This window comes from Halalkalibacter sp. HAAS-P014, from assembly GCF_056619965.1.
Genome location: NZ_JBWQTV010000006.1, coordinates 266,437 through 284,493 on the forward strand (window position 1 = coordinate 266,437; position 18,057 = coordinate 284,493).

The 18,057-nt window shown below is 35.0% G+C and carries 14 protein-coding genes; 1 reads left to right on the forward strand and 13 read right to left on the reverse strand.

What is annotated here, in order from left to right; translation table 11 throughout:
- Window positions 1-179 precede the first annotated feature (179 nt).
- From AC1FXZ_RS06115 to AC1FXZ_RS06150, 8 genes are all read right to left on the reverse strand, one after another.
- A complete protein-coding gene (locus tag AC1FXZ_RS06115) occupies window positions 180-659 on the reverse strand; it encodes an SMI1/KNR4 family protein (protein WP_480051823.1) in 480 nt (159 codons plus the stop codon).
- Between the two features lie 55 nt (window positions 660-714).
- Window positions 715-1,359, reverse strand: coding sequence for a hypothetical protein (locus AC1FXZ_RS06120; RefSeq protein ID WP_480051824.1), 645 nt, complete (start codon window positions 1,357-1,359; stop codon window positions 715-717).
- Between the two features lie 288 nt (window positions 1,360-1,647).
- Window positions 1,648-2,319, reverse strand: coding sequence for an SIMPL domain-containing protein (locus AC1FXZ_RS06125; protein ID WP_480051825.1), 672 nt, complete (start codon window positions 2,317-2,319; stop codon window positions 1,648-1,650).
- A gap of 339 nt (window positions 2,320-2,658) precedes the next feature.
- Window positions 2,659-3,837 (reverse strand): M20 peptidase aminoacylase family protein, encoded by a 1,179-nt coding sequence (locus tag AC1FXZ_RS06130; RefSeq protein ID WP_480051826.1) that lies wholly within the window; start codon window positions 3,835-3,837, stop codon window positions 2,659-2,661.
- A 102-nt stretch (window positions 3,838-3,939) separates the two neighbouring features.
- Window positions 3,940-5,118 carry an ROK family protein gene (locus AC1FXZ_RS06135; RefSeq protein WP_480051827.1) on the reverse strand — a complete coding sequence of 393 codons (1,179 nt, stop codon included), beginning with the start codon at window positions 5,116-5,118 and terminating at the stop codon, window positions 3,940-3,942.
- 256 nt (window positions 5,119-5,374) lie between these two features.
- Window positions 5,375-6,802: an alanine/glycine:cation symporter family protein gene (locus tag AC1FXZ_RS06140; RefSeq protein WP_480051958.1), complete on the reverse strand. Its 1,428-nt coding sequence runs from the start codon at window positions 6,800-6,802 to the stop codon at window positions 5,375-5,377.
- A gap of 285 nt (window positions 6,803-7,087) precedes the next feature.
- Window positions 7,088-8,374: a homocysteine synthase gene (locus AC1FXZ_RS06145; protein ID WP_480051828.1), complete on the reverse strand. Its 1,287-nt coding sequence runs from the start codon at window positions 8,372-8,374 to the stop codon at window positions 7,088-7,090.
- 202 nt (window positions 8,375-8,576) lie between these two features.
- Entirely contained in the window at window positions 8,577-9,878 is a 1,302-nt protein-coding gene (locus tag AC1FXZ_RS06150; protein ID WP_480051829.1) for an MEDS domain-containing protein, read from the reverse strand.
- Window positions 9,879-10,343: 465 nt separating this feature from the next.
- On the opposite strand from AC1FXZ_RS06150, the gene AC1FXZ_RS06155 reads away from it, so the two are divergent.
- Window positions 10,344-11,060: a YwiC-like family protein gene (locus AC1FXZ_RS06155; protein ID WP_480051830.1), complete on the forward strand. Its 717-nt coding sequence runs from the start codon at window positions 10,344-10,346 to the stop codon at window positions 11,058-11,060.
- A gap of 25 nt (window positions 11,061-11,085) precedes the next feature.
- Here AC1FXZ_RS06155 and AC1FXZ_RS06160 read toward each other — a convergent pair whose 3' ends face one another.
- The 5 genes from AC1FXZ_RS06160 to AC1FXZ_RS06180 form a co-directional block, all read right to left on the reverse strand.
- Entirely contained in the window at window positions 11,086-12,168 is a 1,083-nt protein-coding gene (locus tag AC1FXZ_RS06160; protein ID WP_480051831.1) for a TIGR04053 family radical SAM/SPASM domain-containing protein, read from the reverse strand.
- A 223-nt stretch (window positions 12,169-12,391) separates the two neighbouring features.
- Complete coding sequence (locus tag AC1FXZ_RS06165; protein WP_480051832.1) at window positions 12,392-14,110, reverse strand: sensor domain-containing protein; 1,719 nt, start codon at window positions 14,108-14,110, stop codon at window positions 12,392-12,394.
- A 148-nt stretch (window positions 14,111-14,258) separates the two neighbouring features.
- Window positions 14,259-15,203, reverse strand: coding sequence for a sugar ABC transporter substrate-binding protein (locus AC1FXZ_RS06170; protein ID WP_480051833.1), 945 nt, complete (start codon window positions 15,201-15,203; stop codon window positions 14,259-14,261).
- Window positions 15,204-15,222: 19 nt separating this feature from the next.
- A complete protein-coding gene (locus AC1FXZ_RS06175; RefSeq protein ID WP_480051834.1) occupies window positions 15,223-17,253 on the reverse strand; it encodes a response regulator in 2,031 nt (676 codons plus the stop codon).
- Entirely contained in the window at window positions 17,207-18,052 is an 846-nt protein-coding gene (locus AC1FXZ_RS06180) for a CheR family methyltransferase (protein ID WP_480051835.1), read from the reverse strand. Before AC1FXZ_RS06180 ends, AC1FXZ_RS06175 begins: the two co-directional genes overlap by 47 nt.
- Window positions 18,053-18,057 lie beyond the last annotated feature (5 nt).

Sequence of the window (18,057 nt, forward strand, 5' to 3'; positions counted from 1 at the left end):
TATGAAATTATTAAAAAAGTATTAAAAAGGGGGTGTGGCAAAAGGTTGAACAGTACCTTTTGCCACACCCCCGAAGCAATGTGAGAAGTCACTACATCTTATTAAAAAAAACCTCGCGAGAAGCATATTTCTTCTCTCAAGGCAAGTAAAGTAGCGAACGGAGCCATTGTAAACTTTGACTATGAAACTTTGTCTTTTTTAAATAAACGTCCAATAAATTCATCAAATGAATTGGCCAAAAAATGTTCTTGCCAAGTTCCAGTCCCTAACTCATCTTCCACTAGAAAGATAACTCTTGGTTCATGAAAGTGATTACGATAATCAAGTGCGAGCCATGAATGAAAATCCCCTGTTAGCAGCACTAGTTGGTTGGGTAACCCATATTCTTCGATAAATAAAGGAGATAACCCCACACCATTATCCACTTCAAGTTCATGTAAGTATGGTATTACCGCAGCATCTCCATCTTCAAATAAAACATATCGATATTCAAGTTCGCCACCATTTTGCACACTCATTAATTCCAAATATTTCCTAGGTAACGATACATTAAGCACTGCTTCTATTTTTGAAATTTTCTCTTCTGTTATTTTTCCACCTGGTTTATAACCCGATGGAACCTTCCAAAATTGTGTTCCCTGATAAAATTGTAAACTCATCATTTCCTCCACTGACTCGAAAGGTTTTAACTACCTTTACTTGTTGTAGAATAACTTAATTTTCATCCCCATCCAAATAAGCAAGTAACCGTTCCTGCTTAGATTCATTTCCAAATGCATGTGTAACATCCCAAATCTGATCAACAGCTTCTCCATTTATCTCAGCATCTAAATCATGAAAGATTCTATGTAAATAACGTACCGACATTGAATCCCCTGTTTCAGCTACAGCATAAAAGTTTTGTGCATTTTCCATATCATGCAGTACTAGTGATTCAGCAAAACCATCTTCTAGTAACCAAACAATGTCCTCATGTAGCTTCTGCCACTTCTCATCACTCTTTAAAGTCTCTGAATCTACGTTATCAGCATTTCCCCATCCCGCTAGCTGATTTAAGTAATTATGTTGACTCGCAATAATACTTTTCGCTTTATCTTCTTGTCCATCTTGGTAAGCAACAGGATTACTAACCTTTTTTTCACTAATTGAAGAGGCTTGATCAGTTTCTTCTTTAACGTCTGTTACAGAATCATTTGATTCACTATTCTCATCCAACCTTTCGTCACCATCAACAATCACTATATCAGATTCGGTCTCGGAAAGGACAACATCCTGTGTTCTATTAGCAAAAGCTAAATAATAAATACTTACCGCAACGACAATAACTCCAAGAACACTCATAAGAATTTTATTATTCATAGATGACCATCTCCTCTTAACATATCATTCTATGAAAAGCCTACTATGAACTGAACCCTCTTTCAAGTACATGACAAAAGAAGAAGAAACTCGCTCTTTCTTACCAATTTTCTGTGCACATTTTCGATTAAATGTGTCATAGAAAAACAAAAGATACAAAATCAAAAAAAACACTCCTAAATTATAGAAGTGATAATGGTTACCATATAGTTTGTTAACAAACTATGCCCCTACTTTTAAATTGCAACAAACCCTTTTTCTTGAAGTTCAACAGTAGTTAAGAGCCCTTCACACATACGTAAACTCCATCTCAACTCTAGCCTTAACCGTTAACTCTCCTTCCTGAATTGGTGTAGCACCAACTTGAGCCGCTAAAACAGCAGGGTAAGGCAACGGAGTAACAGTTCTATCTACTTCTATAACACGTAGTGGAACTGGGTTAATAGAAAGACCGAGATTACTACTTATGACTCTAGCTTTTTGATTAGCATTCTCAATTGCCTGAGTTAAAGCAACATGATAAAAAGATGATGGATCTCTTAATGAAAAAGTAATGGAGGCAACTGAATTAGCACCACTTGCTACTGCAGCATCCACGACCACTCCTGTTTGATTTATTTGATCCAATGTAATCTCAAGCATATGTGCAACTCTATATCCCCTGAAAATTTGCTCCCCTTCGATAAAATCATACTGTGGGTCAATTCGATACGCAGTTGTTTGAATATACTCTTGCTGAATACCTAATTGTATAACAGATTGAATGACAGCTGATATGACTTGAGCATTTTCTTGTTGAGCAACTTGGACCGTACTCTGTTCTGTTATAACACCTAAAATGATTTGAACACGATCAGGTGGGATTGAGACACTCCCTTCTCCAACTACTTTCAACAAAGGTGTATCTACACTTCTTCCCGATTCATGCAGTTGTTGACGATACACTGACTCTCTATACATAATATCCACCTTTCACAAAACCATTTTTACATATTTATTTTTAAGCCCCCTTAAAAATACGTTAAATTATTAGTTTGCGAAACAGAGTGGAAACAACTCAGCCTTTTTTTGCTTAGAAACAGGCATCGTACCGAAATTTCCACAAAAATATATTAGTACAATCGTTTGTTCTTCATATAACTCCACATTCATATATGCCTTTTCATCGTTTTATCATATGTTATAGTAACCTCATTATTTATGAGGCGATTTGGTCAGCAGCTCCTTTCGGCGTTAGCTTCATCCGTCTTCTATGCTGATTCGTTTTCCCTCTCCTTTCTGAAAAAAGAGCATCGTTACCTAATCGATGCTCTTTTCGCTCTTTAATGAAGCTTGGGAATTATCTATTTTTGTTATTGCAGTTGCTAAAATCTGTATACCATCTTCTAGCGCAGTTAAATCGAAGTTCATCTGTGGATGATGTAACCCTGGAGAAAGATCTGCTCCTAATCCAATCATTGTTGCAGAGATATTTTGATTGGAATTAGAGTAAAAATGAAAATCTTCCCCACCTGGTGTCACAATTGGCTGCGATGTTCCTTCTTTCCCTAAAACTTCTTCGATGGCCTCGGACACAATCTTTTCCATCCATTTGTTTGGAACAGCCGCAACCATCGATACTTTTGTTTCTAGTTCAACTTTTGCCCCATTATAACCTGCAGCAGTAATTACAACATGTTCTACCTTATCTACAAGCTCTCCCATCGCTTCATTAGATTCGGCACGTAAGTCAATAGCAAATATTGCTTCATCAGGAATACTATTTAGATTCTCTCCATCAGTCTGTACCATTGTAACTTTTGCTGAGCTTGAAATCATAGGATTTATTTTTATTGAATTAATTGCATGAATCATCGTAGCCAAAGAATCCAATACGTTTATTCCAAGGTGAGGCCTAGCTGCATGCGCTTGTACGCCTTTAATCCTTCCTCTTAAAATTCTTGACGCCCCGTGGTAAATCGCAGGTGACGCTCGATGTAACGTTAACTCTTGGATAGGTCTTACATGTATACCGATTAGATATTTGACATCGCTTACAACACCTTTTGCAATAAGGGTCTTTGCCCCTTCGCCTACTTCTTCAGCCGGTTGAAAAATAATTTTTAACGTTCCTTGAGGTTGATATCCTAATTCTTTTAGCATTTTGATTGCATACAAAACCATCGTGGCATGACCATCGTGGCCACATGAATGATTTGCTTTCCACTGTTCATTTACTTTCTGCCATAGAGCATCAATATCAGCCCTTATCGCTATCACCGGACCATCATTTTTCCCAACCCAAGTTGCTACAACACCCGTATGATCAGTAAATGTCGAAAAAGGCAATCCTATTTTTTTTATCTCATTACAAATAAATTTTGTCGTCTCTTTTTCTTGCCAACTTATTTCAGCAGTAGAATGAAGATGTTGATATGTTTCTAACATTTGATGACGATTTTCATTTAGCCATTGATAAAAATTTAAAATGAAACTCACTCCTTCCTCGAACTCTTAATTTTCACATTCCCAGTCTGATCCTCTTGAACTTTTTGTTACAGTATATTCAAATATCAATATCCATACACTCGTTATATATTTTTAAGTTAAATATGATTGATATACTAATATTGCAGAACCTATATCGAGAGCTTCTTCCTTAAAAGTCCCTTGGCTAAATGTGACTGGATGCCCTGTAAGAAGATGATCCTTTGTAGATTCAATAACGGCTTCGTAATAGTTAGGAAACTGATAAATAAGCGGACCACTTATAAAAACAACTTCTGATCTTAATAAATTAACCATATTTGCAATACCTACACCAAGGTAAGTCGCTGAAGCTAAAACAACTTCAGAAGTTACATTTTCTCTTTCTACTAACTTTTGGATCACCTCTTGTGTTGACAATCTATTCCATTCAATCTCTTGAGGAAGGGGACTATTGAGCTCGTTTAAAGAGTTAATAATAGAATTTAGAGATGTATATGTATTTAGACATCCTCTTTTGCCACAAGAACATAGTCTACCATTTATATTTATTGTCATATGCCCAAAACCATTTGTCGAATCTAAGACAGAATTCATTTCCCCCCTTGACATGACTCCACATCCAATTCCCCAACTGTTAAAAACATATAAACAATTATTTGTTAATAATGAGGAATGATTATACTCACCGATTAAAGCTGTATTCGTAGCATTTTCAAGTATGACCTTAACGGGAAACTCCTTTTTTAAAACCTCTACAACACGTACATTTATCCAGCCTTCTGCAAAAAAAGCACCTGGTTCAACAATAACACCATCGATTTTATTCAGAGGACCGACAGACCCAATTCCAATCCCAAGTAAATGATCAAAAGAAATGTCATGCTTATGTAGAAATCTCTTTATTATTGTTATGACCTCTGATAAAACAATGTCGGGCGTATGATGTGAAGTCATTTCAAAAGATTCATATGCCACCTTATCTAATGATAAGTCAAAAAGAACTACTCTAGTTTGAGCTCGGATGATATGGATGGCAATGATATATCCAGACTCTGGTACGATGCTGTACAGCACTGGAGGTCTACCACCTTCAGATTCTCCAGAACCATTCTCTTTTATTAATTTTTTTTTTAACAACTCTTTGATAATTCGAGCTAATGTCGTTTGTTTGATTTGCAGCTCATCTATTAATTGAGATTTTGAAGCTAATTCTTTTTCTTTGATTAATTGATATACTTCTCTAACCAATTGATTCTTTTTCGACTTATCTAATAGAAAAGATTTGACCATAGTGTGTATCACCTAGCGCCTGTTAATATTTATTTACTTCTTATTTTATACTATAAATGTTTGAAACGCTTAGATTCAAGTGTGAATAATCCTTCAAGTAGAGGTAATAATTCATATTCTTTGAAAAAAAATTAAACATAATGACCAAATTCCACCATTTCCATAAATTCCTTCTCCTATCGATGACTTAATTACTAAAAAACACCCATTCTCCAATTGATCATAGAGATTAAGGGTGTTTCAATAACTGCTCCTTCTAACCAGAAAGCTTATCTTTATTTTTCTTTTGATCCTCTTCGTATTCAAACTCCCAATAATCAGCATTTTTTATGTTTAATTTTTTAGGATCAAATACCGGATCAATTCCTTGTTTCTTTTGCTCTTCATAATCTTTCAATACTCGTAATGCCGGCTTTGCTAAAATTAAAATCGCAATTAGATTCAACCAAACCATGAGACCTAACCCAACATCACCAAGCGCCCATGCTAAATCCGCTTCACGTACTGCACCAAAGTAAACCGCTAACAACAAAACGATCTTCAACACAAACATGGCTAGCTTGTTTAATTTTCCTCGGATTAAATAGGCAACATTTGTTTCTGCCATATAATAATAGGCCATGATGGTTGTAAAAGCGAAGAAAAATAAAGCTACTGCAACAAAACCCGCACCAAAGCCAGGGAGTACTGACTCGATTGCAGACTGAGTATAACCAGTCCCAGCCGGAATCTCACTGCTAATATTATTAACAATGAATCCTTCACCATTCGGATTCTCTACGTTATACATACCTGTAAATAGAATCATAAATGCTGTTGCTGAACAAACAATTAATGTATCAATATAGACCGAGAATGATTGAACAAGTCCTTGCTTAGCTGGATGAGAAACTTCAGCAGCAGCAGCAGCATGAGGTCCTGTCCCTTGTCCCGCTTCATTTGAATAAATACCACGTTTTACACCCCATGAAATAGCAAGACCGATAATTCCACCAAATGCAGCATCAGCGCCAAAAGCACTACTAAAAATCAATCCAATCACTGAAGGTAAAGCAGTAATATTAAAGAGGACTATAATTAGTGATAATAAGATGTATACTGCAGCCATGAACGGAACAACAATTTGCGCTACACTTGCTATTCTCTTTATTCCTCCAAAGATGATAGTACCAATCACTACAATTAAAATGAAACCTGTTACGTATGTCTCGATAAAGAAAGCATTTTCTACAGCAATCGCAATCGAATTCGATTGAATACCTGGCATTAATAAACTCATAGCAAGAAGTGTAGCAATCGAAAAGATGATCGCATACCATTTCCAACCTATCCCTTTTTCAATATAATAAGCTGGTCCACCACGATATTGGCCATTTTGTTTTTGTTTGTATACTTGAGCTAGTGTAGATTCAACAAATGCACTAGAAGCCCCTATAAAAGCTATTGCCCACATCCAAAAAACAGCACCAGGCCCACCAAAAGCAATCGCTGTAGCAGTACCTGCAATGTTACCCGTTCCAACACGGCCCGAAAGAGCAATTGCTAATGCTTGAAATGAAGAAATGCCTGCAGATGAACTTTTTCCTTTAAACGTTAAAAGTACCATATCCTTAAGATGCCTGACTTGTGTAAAGCGTGTCAAAATAGAAAATAACAGCCCTACTCCAAGACAAAAAATAATCATTGGTGTACTCCATAATACATCATTTAGCCAACCGACAATATCGTCCAAATAAATCCCTCCTTTTTTACTTTTAAAATTTTTTTACTAATTCGAATTATATGTTAGAAATTGTTATATTACAATAAAATCAACGGAGAATTAATAATGTTTTTTTACTATTATTCGTATTGGATTATTTTTCATCAGTGCTTTCTATCCTAATCATTCGTCCGTCTTTAAATGAATGACAAAAAGCATCTTACCCCAGAATGGAATCAAGATGCTTTTACTATATTTTCTTTATGTTCAGTTTGATTTCTGTAACGCGCTATTTAAATCATGAATAATATCATCAATTGACTCAGTTCCAATTGACAGTCTAATCATTCCTGGTAAAACCCCTGCAGCTATTTGTTCTTCTTCAGAAAGCTGCTGATGTGTCGTACTAGCAGGATGAATAATTAACGATTTAGAATCACCTACATTGGCTAAATGAGAAAACAGTTTCACAGACTGAATAACCTTTTTCCCCGCTTCTAAACCACCTTTTATTCCAAATGTTAAAATGGCTCCTTGTCCATTAGGCAAATATTTTTTCGCTAAATCATAGGACGGGTGACTCTCTAACCCGGGATAATTAACCCACTCAACCGCTTCGTGACTTTCTAAGTATTTTGCAACGGCAAGTGCATTAGAGCTATGCCGCTCCATACGTAAGTGAAGCGTTTCCAACCCTTGTAATAATAAGAACGAATTGAATGGAGAAATTGTTGCTCCCAAATCACGTAACAACTGTACCCTCGCCTTAATAATATATGCAACTGGTCCTACCGCTTCTGTATACACTACACCATTATAACTTGGGTCTGGCTCTGTTAATCCAGGATATTTGTTACTTGAACTCCAATCAAACTTGCCACTATCAACAATAATCCCACCTATTGAAGTTCCGTGTCCCCCAATAAATTTAGTCGCCGAATGAACAACGATGTCAGCACCATGTTTAATGGGTTGTAATAAGTAAGGGCTCGGGAATGTATTATCAACGATTAATGGAATATGATGGTCGTGGGCAACACTTGCCACCGCTTCAATGTTTAATATATCCCCTTTAGGATTCCCAATGGTCTCTGCATAAATCGCTTTCGTTTTGTCAGTAATTGCGTTTCTAAAATTTTCAGGATCAGTTGGATCTACGAAAGTAACATTGATGCCTAATTTAGGAAGAGTTGTTGAAAAAAGATTATATGTACCACCATACAAACTAGATGCAGAGATAATTTCATCTCCCGCTTGAGCTATATTTAAAATAGAGTACGTAATTGCAGCTTGTCCAGAAGCTGTCGCTAAAGCTGCAGCCCCACCCTCAAGTGCAGCAACTCTTTTTTCAAACACGTCTGTAGTTGGATTCATCAATCTAGTATAAATATTACCGGTCTCTTTCAGAGAAAATAAATTAGCTGCATGTTCCGTATCTTTAAATCCATAAGAGGTAGTTTGATAGAGAGGGACAGCCCTGGATAATGTTGTAGGATCTATTTCCTGTCCTGCATGAATAGCTAGTGTTTCTAAATTTAGAGGATCCAATGTCATTTTCTTTCCAACTCCTTAGTTTTTTGTTTACTATGTTAAATTAGTTTTCTTGTAGTATTTCCATCATAGTAATCAAACACAAGGCTGTCAATTAGTTATTTGAAAATTCATATATTAGAGTATTTTATCCTTATTAGTAGTAATAAGTAAATATCACAAGAAAAAACGTTTGCAGTTAAGCTAACGTTTTTTCTTGTGATATTTATATAGGAAAAGACAATTTCACACTTGTTCCTTTTCCAAATTCGCTTGTCACTTCAATCTCTCCTTTGAAGTGATTTACAATTTGATAAACCATAAATAACCCAATTCCTTGCCCTGCTACTTCCTGATTTATTTTTTGATACTTTTGGAATATCTTGTTTAACGTCTCACTTGTCATTCCAACACCTTTATCCTCGATATGAATATGTAAACGTTCGTTTTCAATAAAACTAGTAATTGTAACCTTCTCGCCTTCATGACTATATTTAATCGCATTACTGAGCAAGTTAGAGATAACTAATTTAAAACCCATTAAATTTCCATTGATTATCGTATTAGTTGGGACTTGAAGTACAGGTTCTAGATGAATATTCTGAGTTCTAGCTTTAATTGTCATGACTTCTACTACTTCTTCCATTGCAGGTAGAGCTTGAATTAGTTTCATTTTCCAGAATGTATCAATTGTTAGCATTTGTTCGGTTTGGATTATATGATGAATTTCATGATCAATTGCCACTGCATAATCCTCTATTAAACTTAGTTTTGCCTGGATATCTTTATCAGGTAATTCTGACTTTAGAATAGTAGCAAACGATTTAATCACAGTAAGAGGATTGCGAACTTCATGAGCGACAACATGGATGAAATCTAATTTTTGTTTATAAAAGTCCAATTCTGATTCAATTTTTTTCTGTGCAGCTAATGACGGAAAAACAGTTTGATCCTTATGATTATATAGCGATGACTTTACTAAGTCTGTATCTGTCATCAAAAATGGATGACTTCTCATCATTTCCGTTTGCACATATGCAGGAACCTCATTGGCATCATAACAACACACGGTCATATATCCGATTTCACTTACCGTTAAATCACATTCACATTCATAGCTTTGTATGTCTTCTATACTATAAGACAAGTCTTGCCAAGAAACTTTACCCCAAACTCGTACAGAAAGCTGTTGATCAACAAATGGTTGAACGGTAACTTTGAAACTCTCTAAAGCTCTTTCAAATTTAAAATCTCCATGTGTTTGGTAAAATTCATCAGCATTTCTAAAATGCAAAATTTCAGAAATACCTTCCATCGTTAACCGATCCCCTAGTCTTTCCAATACAGCCATGTAACGATTATCATTTTCTATGATTATTGCATGCTGATTCATCGCTTTAGCCGATAAAATGAATGAAACGAGATTATCAAGGTACCGTTCTTCAGATTGATAGAAGTAAAGAATATGAGTCCCTTCATTCACTTGAATATTTTCTGTTAGAGAGATAGACCTTGTTTGGATCGTCATGAAAACTAACCACCTTTTTTATATTGAAGTCTAATTGTATAATATTTTTGGATATTTATACAGAAAAATCCAAATTATGATTTGTTTTAAAAAGAAAACTACACCTATAACGATGATTTTTCTTTTTTTGTGCAATTGTCATATATTCTTCTTAGTGCATTGTTCTATGTTCATCTATATAACCCTTCTCAAAGTGCCTAACATCATTTTAAAAATAGCATGAATCTCGTAGTAGAAATGTGTTTTTTTCAGATTTAAATATAAAAATTGCCCCCTTCATACTGATTCACTAAGTTAGCGTGTGATTCATTTAACAGTAAAAAATAAATAAATTTTTTATAGTTGAAGTAATACACAGATAAGGAGATTGATTATGGATAAATATATTTGCATTTTTCATTACAAATTAGATTTAATCCTCTCTCCCACTAGCTTTTGTCAATTGACAAGAGGGGAGGATTAAGCATGGTTTTACCGAAGGAACATGGCAGTTGGATGATGTTTATTTTGCCTTTTTTGCTTGGGGTATTCCTATCAGCGCCGACTCTACTTCACCTACCACTTTTCATTGGTTGGTTCTTTCTATATTTATCTTCCACACCGTTATTAAACATCATTCGGAATCGGAAAACAATGGAAACAATGTTGTCATGGCTTATTAAATATATGATCATTGCTATCTTTTTTTTAATACCTATTATTTGGCTGGCTCCAACTTTAATTATTGTAGGTTTGTTTATCCTTCCACTTCTTTTAATTAATATCTATTTCATTAAAAAACGGAATGAACGGAGTTTATGGAATAACCTAAGTGGAATTCTCACCTTTTCATTGGGAGGCGTAGCTGCCTATCTTATTGGTGCCGGAACAATTACAATGGAAGCAGTCCTTTTGTTAATGATTATAACTTTTTATTTTATGGGTAGTGCATTTTATGTAAAATCATTAATTCGCGAACGAAAAAACCTACGCTTTAAAAGAATCTCACACCTTTACCATGTCGTCCTGTTAATGATTCCTTGGCTAGTCGGAATTCCTTGGTTACTTCTAGCTTATTTACCAGGAGTGTTAAAAGATTGGTTAACCTCTAGGAAACAACAAATGAAACCTATGAAAATTGGTATAATTGAAATAACTAACGGGGTAATGTTCTTTATCATCAGCCTTATTATATTACATTAATAAAGAAAGTCCTGATTTAAAGCAATCAGGACTTTTGTAAAACTACTTTATTCTCTCTCATTTTTTTAGGTATGTATATGCAATAAGGTTCTGCTTCTAAATAATCACCGGTTACAGCAAAAGCTCTCGCTCTTGACCCTCCACAAATATAACGATACTCACAAATACCACATTTCCCTTTGAATTGATCAGGATTTCGAAGACTTTTAAAAACTGGATTATCTCTATAGATTGTTGCCAGTGGTTGTGATCTTACATTCCCACAATTCATCGGAAGAAATCCACTTGGAAACACATCTCCTATATGAGAAATAAATAAAAATCCATTTCCGTCGTTCACTCCTCTTGGGGCACGGCCAAGTATATCCTCTTTTTTCTTAACTGACGCATAATCCTGACTTTGCTTTTGCAAAAGTATCCTTCTAAAATGATGGGCTTCTGTCGTTTTAATATCAAATGAAGAGGTTCTTTTTAAATTAGCAAGCCAGTTTAACACTTCTTCATGTTGCTCTGGAGTTATTGGTTCCATATTCGTCGCTCTTCCAGTAGGTACAAGAAAGAATACACTCCACATGACGACATCAAGTCGCTTCAGCAGGTCAGCCATAGCCTCTAGATCGTGAAGATTGTAATGAGATACAACCGTATTAATTTGTATCGGCATCTCTAACGCATGCAAATGTCGAATTGCCTTCATCGTTAAGTCAAATGACCCTATTGTCCCTCTAAAATGATCATGAATTTCTTTATTCGAACCATCCAAACTAAAGGCCCATCTTGATAAACCAGCATCTTTTACTTTTTCTATCGCTTTTTTCGTTACTCGAGGAGTTGCACTTGGAGTCATAGAAACTCGGACACCTAATTTCACAGCATAGTCAATTAAGTCGTATAGATCCTCCCTCATTAAGGGATCACCACCCGTAAATACAAGTAATGGGTTGTCCATCTCATATATTTGATCAATCAACTGTTTTCCTTCCTCGAAACTAAGTTCCCTTGGATCACGTAAGTATTGTGCCTCCGCTCTACAATGAAGACACTTTAATGCGCAAGCTCTTGTCACCTCCCAAATAACGATAAATGGATTTCGCTCATAATTTTGCATGAAATACAATCTCCTCTACTAATAGCTTCGTAATTGCTAACTTTCATCTCTCTAATATTGAAAGTACGTTATTATAAGAGTAACAAACCCAATGCTTTTTCTAGGTGAGGTATCTCACAAAATAAAATTGTTCAAAGAATAGTCAATCATTTTTGTGGAAAATCAAGCTAGTATCTTCAGCTAATAAAGAACCAATTAACCCACAATGGGCTAATTGGCTCTTTTACTTATTAGCAATCACTTCGTAACTTTTCAAGAAAACAGGAATTTCTTTTGCACCTAGCGGTTTTTCAAAAAAATAACCTTGTCCTTCATGGCAATCTAGATTTTTTAAATACTGGAGTTGGTTCTCATTTTCAATACCTTCTGCGATGACAGTGAAGTTTAAGTTTTTTGCCATATTAATAATTGTGTTTACGATGATTTCACCATCTACATCAAGTTCATTTATAAACGATTTATCAATTTTAAGAGTATCGACAGGTAAATGTTTCAAATAACTTAGCGATGAATAGCCTGTACCAAAATCATCTATTGAGATCTTAACTCCCAACGTTTTTAATTCAAGTAATGTTTTTAAAGAGGACTCAATGTTCAACAGTACCCCTTCTGTTATCTCTAGCTCTAAGTTAGATGCTAGCATTTGTGTCTCATTAAGAATATCCCTTATATCTTCAACAAACGATTTATCTCGGAACTGAACCGGAGACACATTAACGGAAACTCTTTGTATATCTAGACCTTTATGCTTCCATTGTATAAATTGCCTACAAACTGATTGGATGACCCATTTGCCTACAGAAATAATATTTCCGGTTTCTTCTAAGATTGGAATAAACTCAGCTGGTGAAACAGCTCCTAAATTAGGGCTATACCAACGTAACAATGCCTCGACTCCAACCACCTGGTTATTTTTCAAACCTATAAGAGGTTGATAGACAGTTCGAAATTGCTTTAATTGCAACGCTACTGTGAGCTCTTTTTGAATTTTGTAATAACGTTCCATTTCACTATTTTGCTTTGCAGTACTAATACAATATGTAGATCCACCTTGTTGTTTAGCTTGATACATTGCATTATCTGCCTCTTTGATCAGAGTCTCAATAAAATCATGATAATTACTCGTTTCCGTTCCAACACTATCCATACTAACACCAATACTTGTAGACGTAACAACTTTTTTATTACGAATATAAAAAGGAAGAGCCAATTGATTCATGATTTTCTGAACAATCGTTACAATGTCTTGTTCACTTTCAACCCCATCCAAAATGATAACGAATTCATCTCCACCTTGACGTGTAATAAAATCACTCTTTCGAAGACATTCCTTTAATCTTTGCCCTACTTCTTTAATCAATAAATCTCCAACTGTATGTCCAAACTGGTCGTTAATTGACTTAAAACGATCTATATCCAAAAACAAGACTGCAATTTTTTGGTTAACTTTCTGTTTAATTTGTACTTCATTCAACCATGTAATTAATTTATTTCGATTAGGTAATGATGTGAGTGGATCAAAATAAGCCATGTACTTTATTCTTTCTTCAACTTCTTTTCGAGATGTAATATCGTGCCGTATTGAAACATATTGATAAGGTACTCCTTCTTCATCAAGGAATGGCACAATGGTAGTGTCTACCCAATAAAAAGTTCCATCTTTTGCTTTGTTTTTAAATTCCCCTTTCCACACTTCACCTTTTATAATCGTTTGCCATAAGTCTTTTATAAACGCCTTACTATGATATTTTGAATTTATGATTCGATGGTCTTTACCAATAAGTTCTTCACGACTATATTTGGATATTTCACAGAACTTGTCATTTACAAACTGAATCTTTCCTCTATGATCTGTAATGGCTACGATTGAGGATTCATTTAGAGCGGATTCGATGTCCCTAAGCTTCTTTAATGCTTGATTCAATTTTTTGTCTACACTCATACTATCCCCCCACTTCGATGTAACCCTTTTCTCAACTCTTTTATTATACATCAATGGGAATATGAATAATAGATTCACTATTTATTATCGAATTACCCGAAAAAAAACATCATAAAATGCTTTTAAACTCTTTGTCAATGTACTCCACTCAATCTAACAAACTTTTCAGAAAGTCTAATTTCTGTTGAGCATTTTTCTGAATAATGAGATCAACTCCACTATCAATATGTTCATCTATACTTTCGCCATTGCTAATTTTCGCTGCAGCTTCAATACTCAAATATCCCATATCATAAGGGTTCTGAGCCACTTTCCCACTCAAAGTCCCATTTTCAATTAATTCAATTAACTCAATTGAACCATCAGTACCAGTCACAGGTATATCTAAACCATAATCATTTATTACTTTTAGTGCATTTAATGCTATTTCATCAGAAGTTGCTACAATCCCTCTAATATCGGGGTTGTTCTCTATTAATGCCGAAATAGTATGTTGTAATTTTAAAGGATCATAAGTAATTAATGAAATTTCAATTGTCTCAATACGAATAGCATCAAGACTGGACCTAGCTCCCCTTATGCGTTCTCTATAAATAGGACTTGCTACTTCTCCTCCTATAACTGCAACCTTATCTCCAGGTTGCATCTGCGCACCAAGTAAAGCCCCTGCTTTTCTACCTAAATCATGATTATCAGTACCAATATATGCTGTTTTTTGTAACCAATCTATATCTGTATCAATAAGTAACACCGGAATATCCTGTTCAACAAACCTCTCCAATACATGATTCAGAGATTGAGAATGGGTAGGAGAGACAATTAATATATCCGGTTGCTCATACAGGACCTCATCAAGTAGATTAATTTGTTCGCTTATGCTTCCATCATCCGGTACAACAATCTGTCCATCTAAATTAAAATCATTTATGCCTGATTTTAAACCTGCTTTTACAAAGTCCCAATACTGTGAATCGTTATGTTTAAGCACAATTGTCACTTTAGGCTTTTCTTTAGCAAACGGGTTAGAAAAAACGACAATAAAAATGGCAATAAAACTAATGAAAGCAAATAACATGATGGACCACTTTTTCAAAGGTTACTCCCTCCTCCCTTTAGCTCTTGAAACGAATAGAAAAAACCGTACCGGAATCACCTGTTTGAATATCAATTTCCGCTTGATGCCTCTCAGCTACACTGTAACAAATAGCTAACCCTAAACCGGTCCCATCTTCCTTCGTTGTAAAAAAAGGCGTCCCAATTTTTTCTATGATTTCAGGACTTATTCCTTCTCCTTCATCACTAATCTCTAATATGACTTCTTGTTCTTCTGTAAATGTTCTAATTGTCAACTTTCCCCCAAATGTCATTGCATCCAGTCCGTTTAAAGCAATATTTAAAATAATTTGACGGATTTCTTTTTCATCTACATATAAATTAGGGCAGTCTCCTAACTCTAAGCTAACCTGTTTACTCGCACGTAATGCCTCGGCATGAATAAGTGGAAATAATGAATCAACAATCTTATTGAGGCTTAAACTTCTTTTATCTGTCACTTTATTTTTTGCTAAATTAAGAAATTCCGTAATAATTGAATTCGCCCTATTTAATTCATCCAGCATTAAATCAACAATTTCTAATTGCAAATTGTCGCGATTGCTTCGAGCTACTTGTAAAAATCCATGCACCGTTGTCATTGGGTTTCGAATCTCATGGGCTATTCCAGCTGCCATTTCACCTATTAAATTCAACTGGTCTAAACGTGCCATTTCTGATTCCATAACAACCCTTTCTGTAATATCTGTTACAACAATCAGAACACAGGGTTTGCCGTCAATTTCAATCATTTCTGTTGATAATAAACCAAACCGAACGTCATCCTTTTTTGTATAATATCTAATCTTTTTATTGCGATTCGGTTTTGTTAAATCAATAAAAGACTGATCCGATTCTTCTAGTTTATATAGACTTTCTAGATCAAGCTCCTTCATCTCTTCACAATTATAGCCAGTATAGTTCATCCAACTTTCATTTACATCAATTAGATTTTCTTCCTCTAATAAATAGATCGCAAGTAAGTGTGGACTTGATACAAAAAATTTCTGAAAACGTTCTTGTGAAGCGTAGAGGTCCTCGGCAATCTTTTTTCGCTCATCTATTTCCAACTTTAACTTCTCATTTGCCAAAAGAAGCTCGGTTGTCCTTTCCTGTACAAGTGCTTCTAAATTATTAAATCTTTGCTTCTTTACATCTTCTATTTGCTTTCTCTCAGTAATATCGCGTATCGTACAGACAAATATAACTTGATCTTCTACAATAGATCTGCCTAATTGTATATCAACTGGAAAAGTACTTTTATCCTTTCGTAGTGCATTCGCTTCAACAACTCTTCCTTCAGCTTGCCCCACTAAAGACTCGAAATGAATTCGTTCATTTCGATCTCTTTCTTGAAAATTCACAAGGGTATGTTCTAAATGAAAACCAATCACTTCTTCAGTCGTATAGCCGAACATGTTTGTAATTGCTTGATTTGCCGACAAAATACGACCATACTTATCTAACGTCACGATCGTATCCATGATAGTTTCGCTAATCACTTTTGCTAATGCTTCTGTTCTTCTTAAATTGAGTGTTGCTAAATCTAATTTTTGATTTACTTCTTCAAGTTCGGCTGTACGTTCTTCTTCACTTTGAAGCAGTTGCTCTTCATGAACTTCATGCAATTTAACAAATTGCTCCATTTTCTTTTTTAAAGCTTCAGGATCAAATGGTTTAAAAATATAATCAATCGCTCCTACAGAGTACCCTTGATGAACATGTTCTAAGCTTTGGCTAATAGCTGTAATAAAAATGATCGGAATATTCTTCGTTTTTTCACGCATCTTAATCAACTTCGCCGTTTCAAAACCATTTAATCCTGGCATCTGCACATCTAATAAGATAACTGCGAAATCCTGTTTCAGCATGCACTTTAGTGCTTCTTTTCCAGAGGTTGCACTAACTAAATTATATTTAGGAGAAGTTAGTACAGCTTCCAAAGCTATTAAATTTTCTGGATGATCGTCTACCATTAATATATTAACTTTCTTACCTTCAGTACTATTTAAGCTTTCGGTATAATCTTTCAGTTTTGATGAATTCTTCATAACAGTTTTCATAACTAGTAAATTGAATCCCCTCTCGTTTCCCCAACCCTATAAAGCCATCTATACTAAGACTTTCATAAAGTAGCTGGTGGACCTTATTTTGCAGATCCTTATTAAAATAAATTAGGACATTTCGACAAATAATAAGATCGAATTCATTAAATGAATGGTCTGTTACTAGGTTATGCTGTGAAAATATAACGTTTTCTTGTAAAAAAGGCTGAAATATTACCTTCTCACCAATTGCTTTATAATACTCTGAAAAAGCTCGCTTCCCACCTGCTTCAAAATAATTCTGAGTATAAAGTTGCATCCGGTCTATTGAAAAGGTCCCTTGCTTCGCCTTCTCTAAATTCATGGCGTTAATATCTGTAGCATAAATTTTCGACTTTTCATAGAGGCCTTCCTCATGTAAGAGTATTGCCATTGAGTAGACTTCCTCCCCTGTAGAACTACCTACATGCCATATTCGAATGGTCGATTTATCTTTTATAAACGGGATTATTTGTTTTCGCATCGTTTTAAAAAAAGATGGATCTCGAAACATCTCTGTCACATTTATAGAGAAATCTAGGAATAGCCTTTGCATTACTGCTGGGTCATGTAACACTTTTTCCTGCAGAGCTGATATACTTGTTAATCTCTCATTACGTACGCGATATTTAATTCTTCTCTGTATGAACGGAGTCGCATATTCGCGAAAATCATAGTCATAATAACGATAAATCGCTTCAAGTAATAAATCTATTTCGATTTTCTCCACTTCACAAATTGGCGTTTCTATTGTTTTGTTGAACATATTCA

Coding starts and splice junctions, on each gene's coding strand:
- AC1FXZ_RS06150 (WP_480051829.1), bottom strand. CDS start 9,878: ATGACGATCCAAACAAGGTCTATCTCTCTAACAGAAAATATTCAAGTG.
- AC1FXZ_RS06125 (WP_480051825.1), bottom strand. CDS start 2,319: ATGTATAGAGAGTCAGTGTATCGTCAACAACTGCATGAATCGGGAAGA.
- AC1FXZ_RS06115 (WP_480051823.1), bottom strand. CDS start 659: ATGAGTTTACAATTTTATCAGGGAACACAATTTTGGAAGGTTCCATCG.
- AC1FXZ_RS06160 (WP_480051831.1), bottom strand. CDS start 12,168: ATGCAAAATTATGAGCGAAATCCATTTATCGTTATTTGGGAGGTGACA.
- AC1FXZ_RS06140 (WP_480051958.1), bottom strand. CDS start 6,802: ATGATTATTTTTTGTCTTGGAGTAGGGCTGTTATTTTCTATTTTGACA.
- AC1FXZ_RS06165 (WP_480051832.1), bottom strand. CDS start 14,110: ATGAGTGTAGACAAAAAATTGAATCAAGCATTAAAGAAGCTTAGGGAC.
- AC1FXZ_RS06180 (WP_480051835.1), bottom strand. CDS start 18,052: ATGTTCAACAAAACAATAGAAACGCCAATTTGTGAAGTGGAGAAAATC.
- AC1FXZ_RS06155 (WP_480051830.1), top strand. CDS start 10,344: ATGGTTTTACCGAAGGAACATGGCAGTTGGATGATGTTTATTTTGCCT.
- AC1FXZ_RS06120 (WP_480051824.1), bottom strand. CDS start 1,359: ATGAATAATAAAATTCTTATGAGTGTTCTTGGAGTTATTGTCGTTGCG.
- AC1FXZ_RS06175 (WP_480051834.1), bottom strand. CDS start 17,253: ATGAAGAATTCATCAAAACTGAAAGATTATACCGAAAGCTTAAATAGT.
- AC1FXZ_RS06135 (WP_480051827.1), bottom strand. CDS start 5,118: ATGGTCAAATCTTTTCTATTAGATAAGTCGAAAAAGAATCAATTGGTT.
- AC1FXZ_RS06145 (WP_480051828.1), bottom strand. CDS start 8,374: ATGACATTGGATCCTCTAAATTTAGAAACACTAGCTATTCATGCAGGA.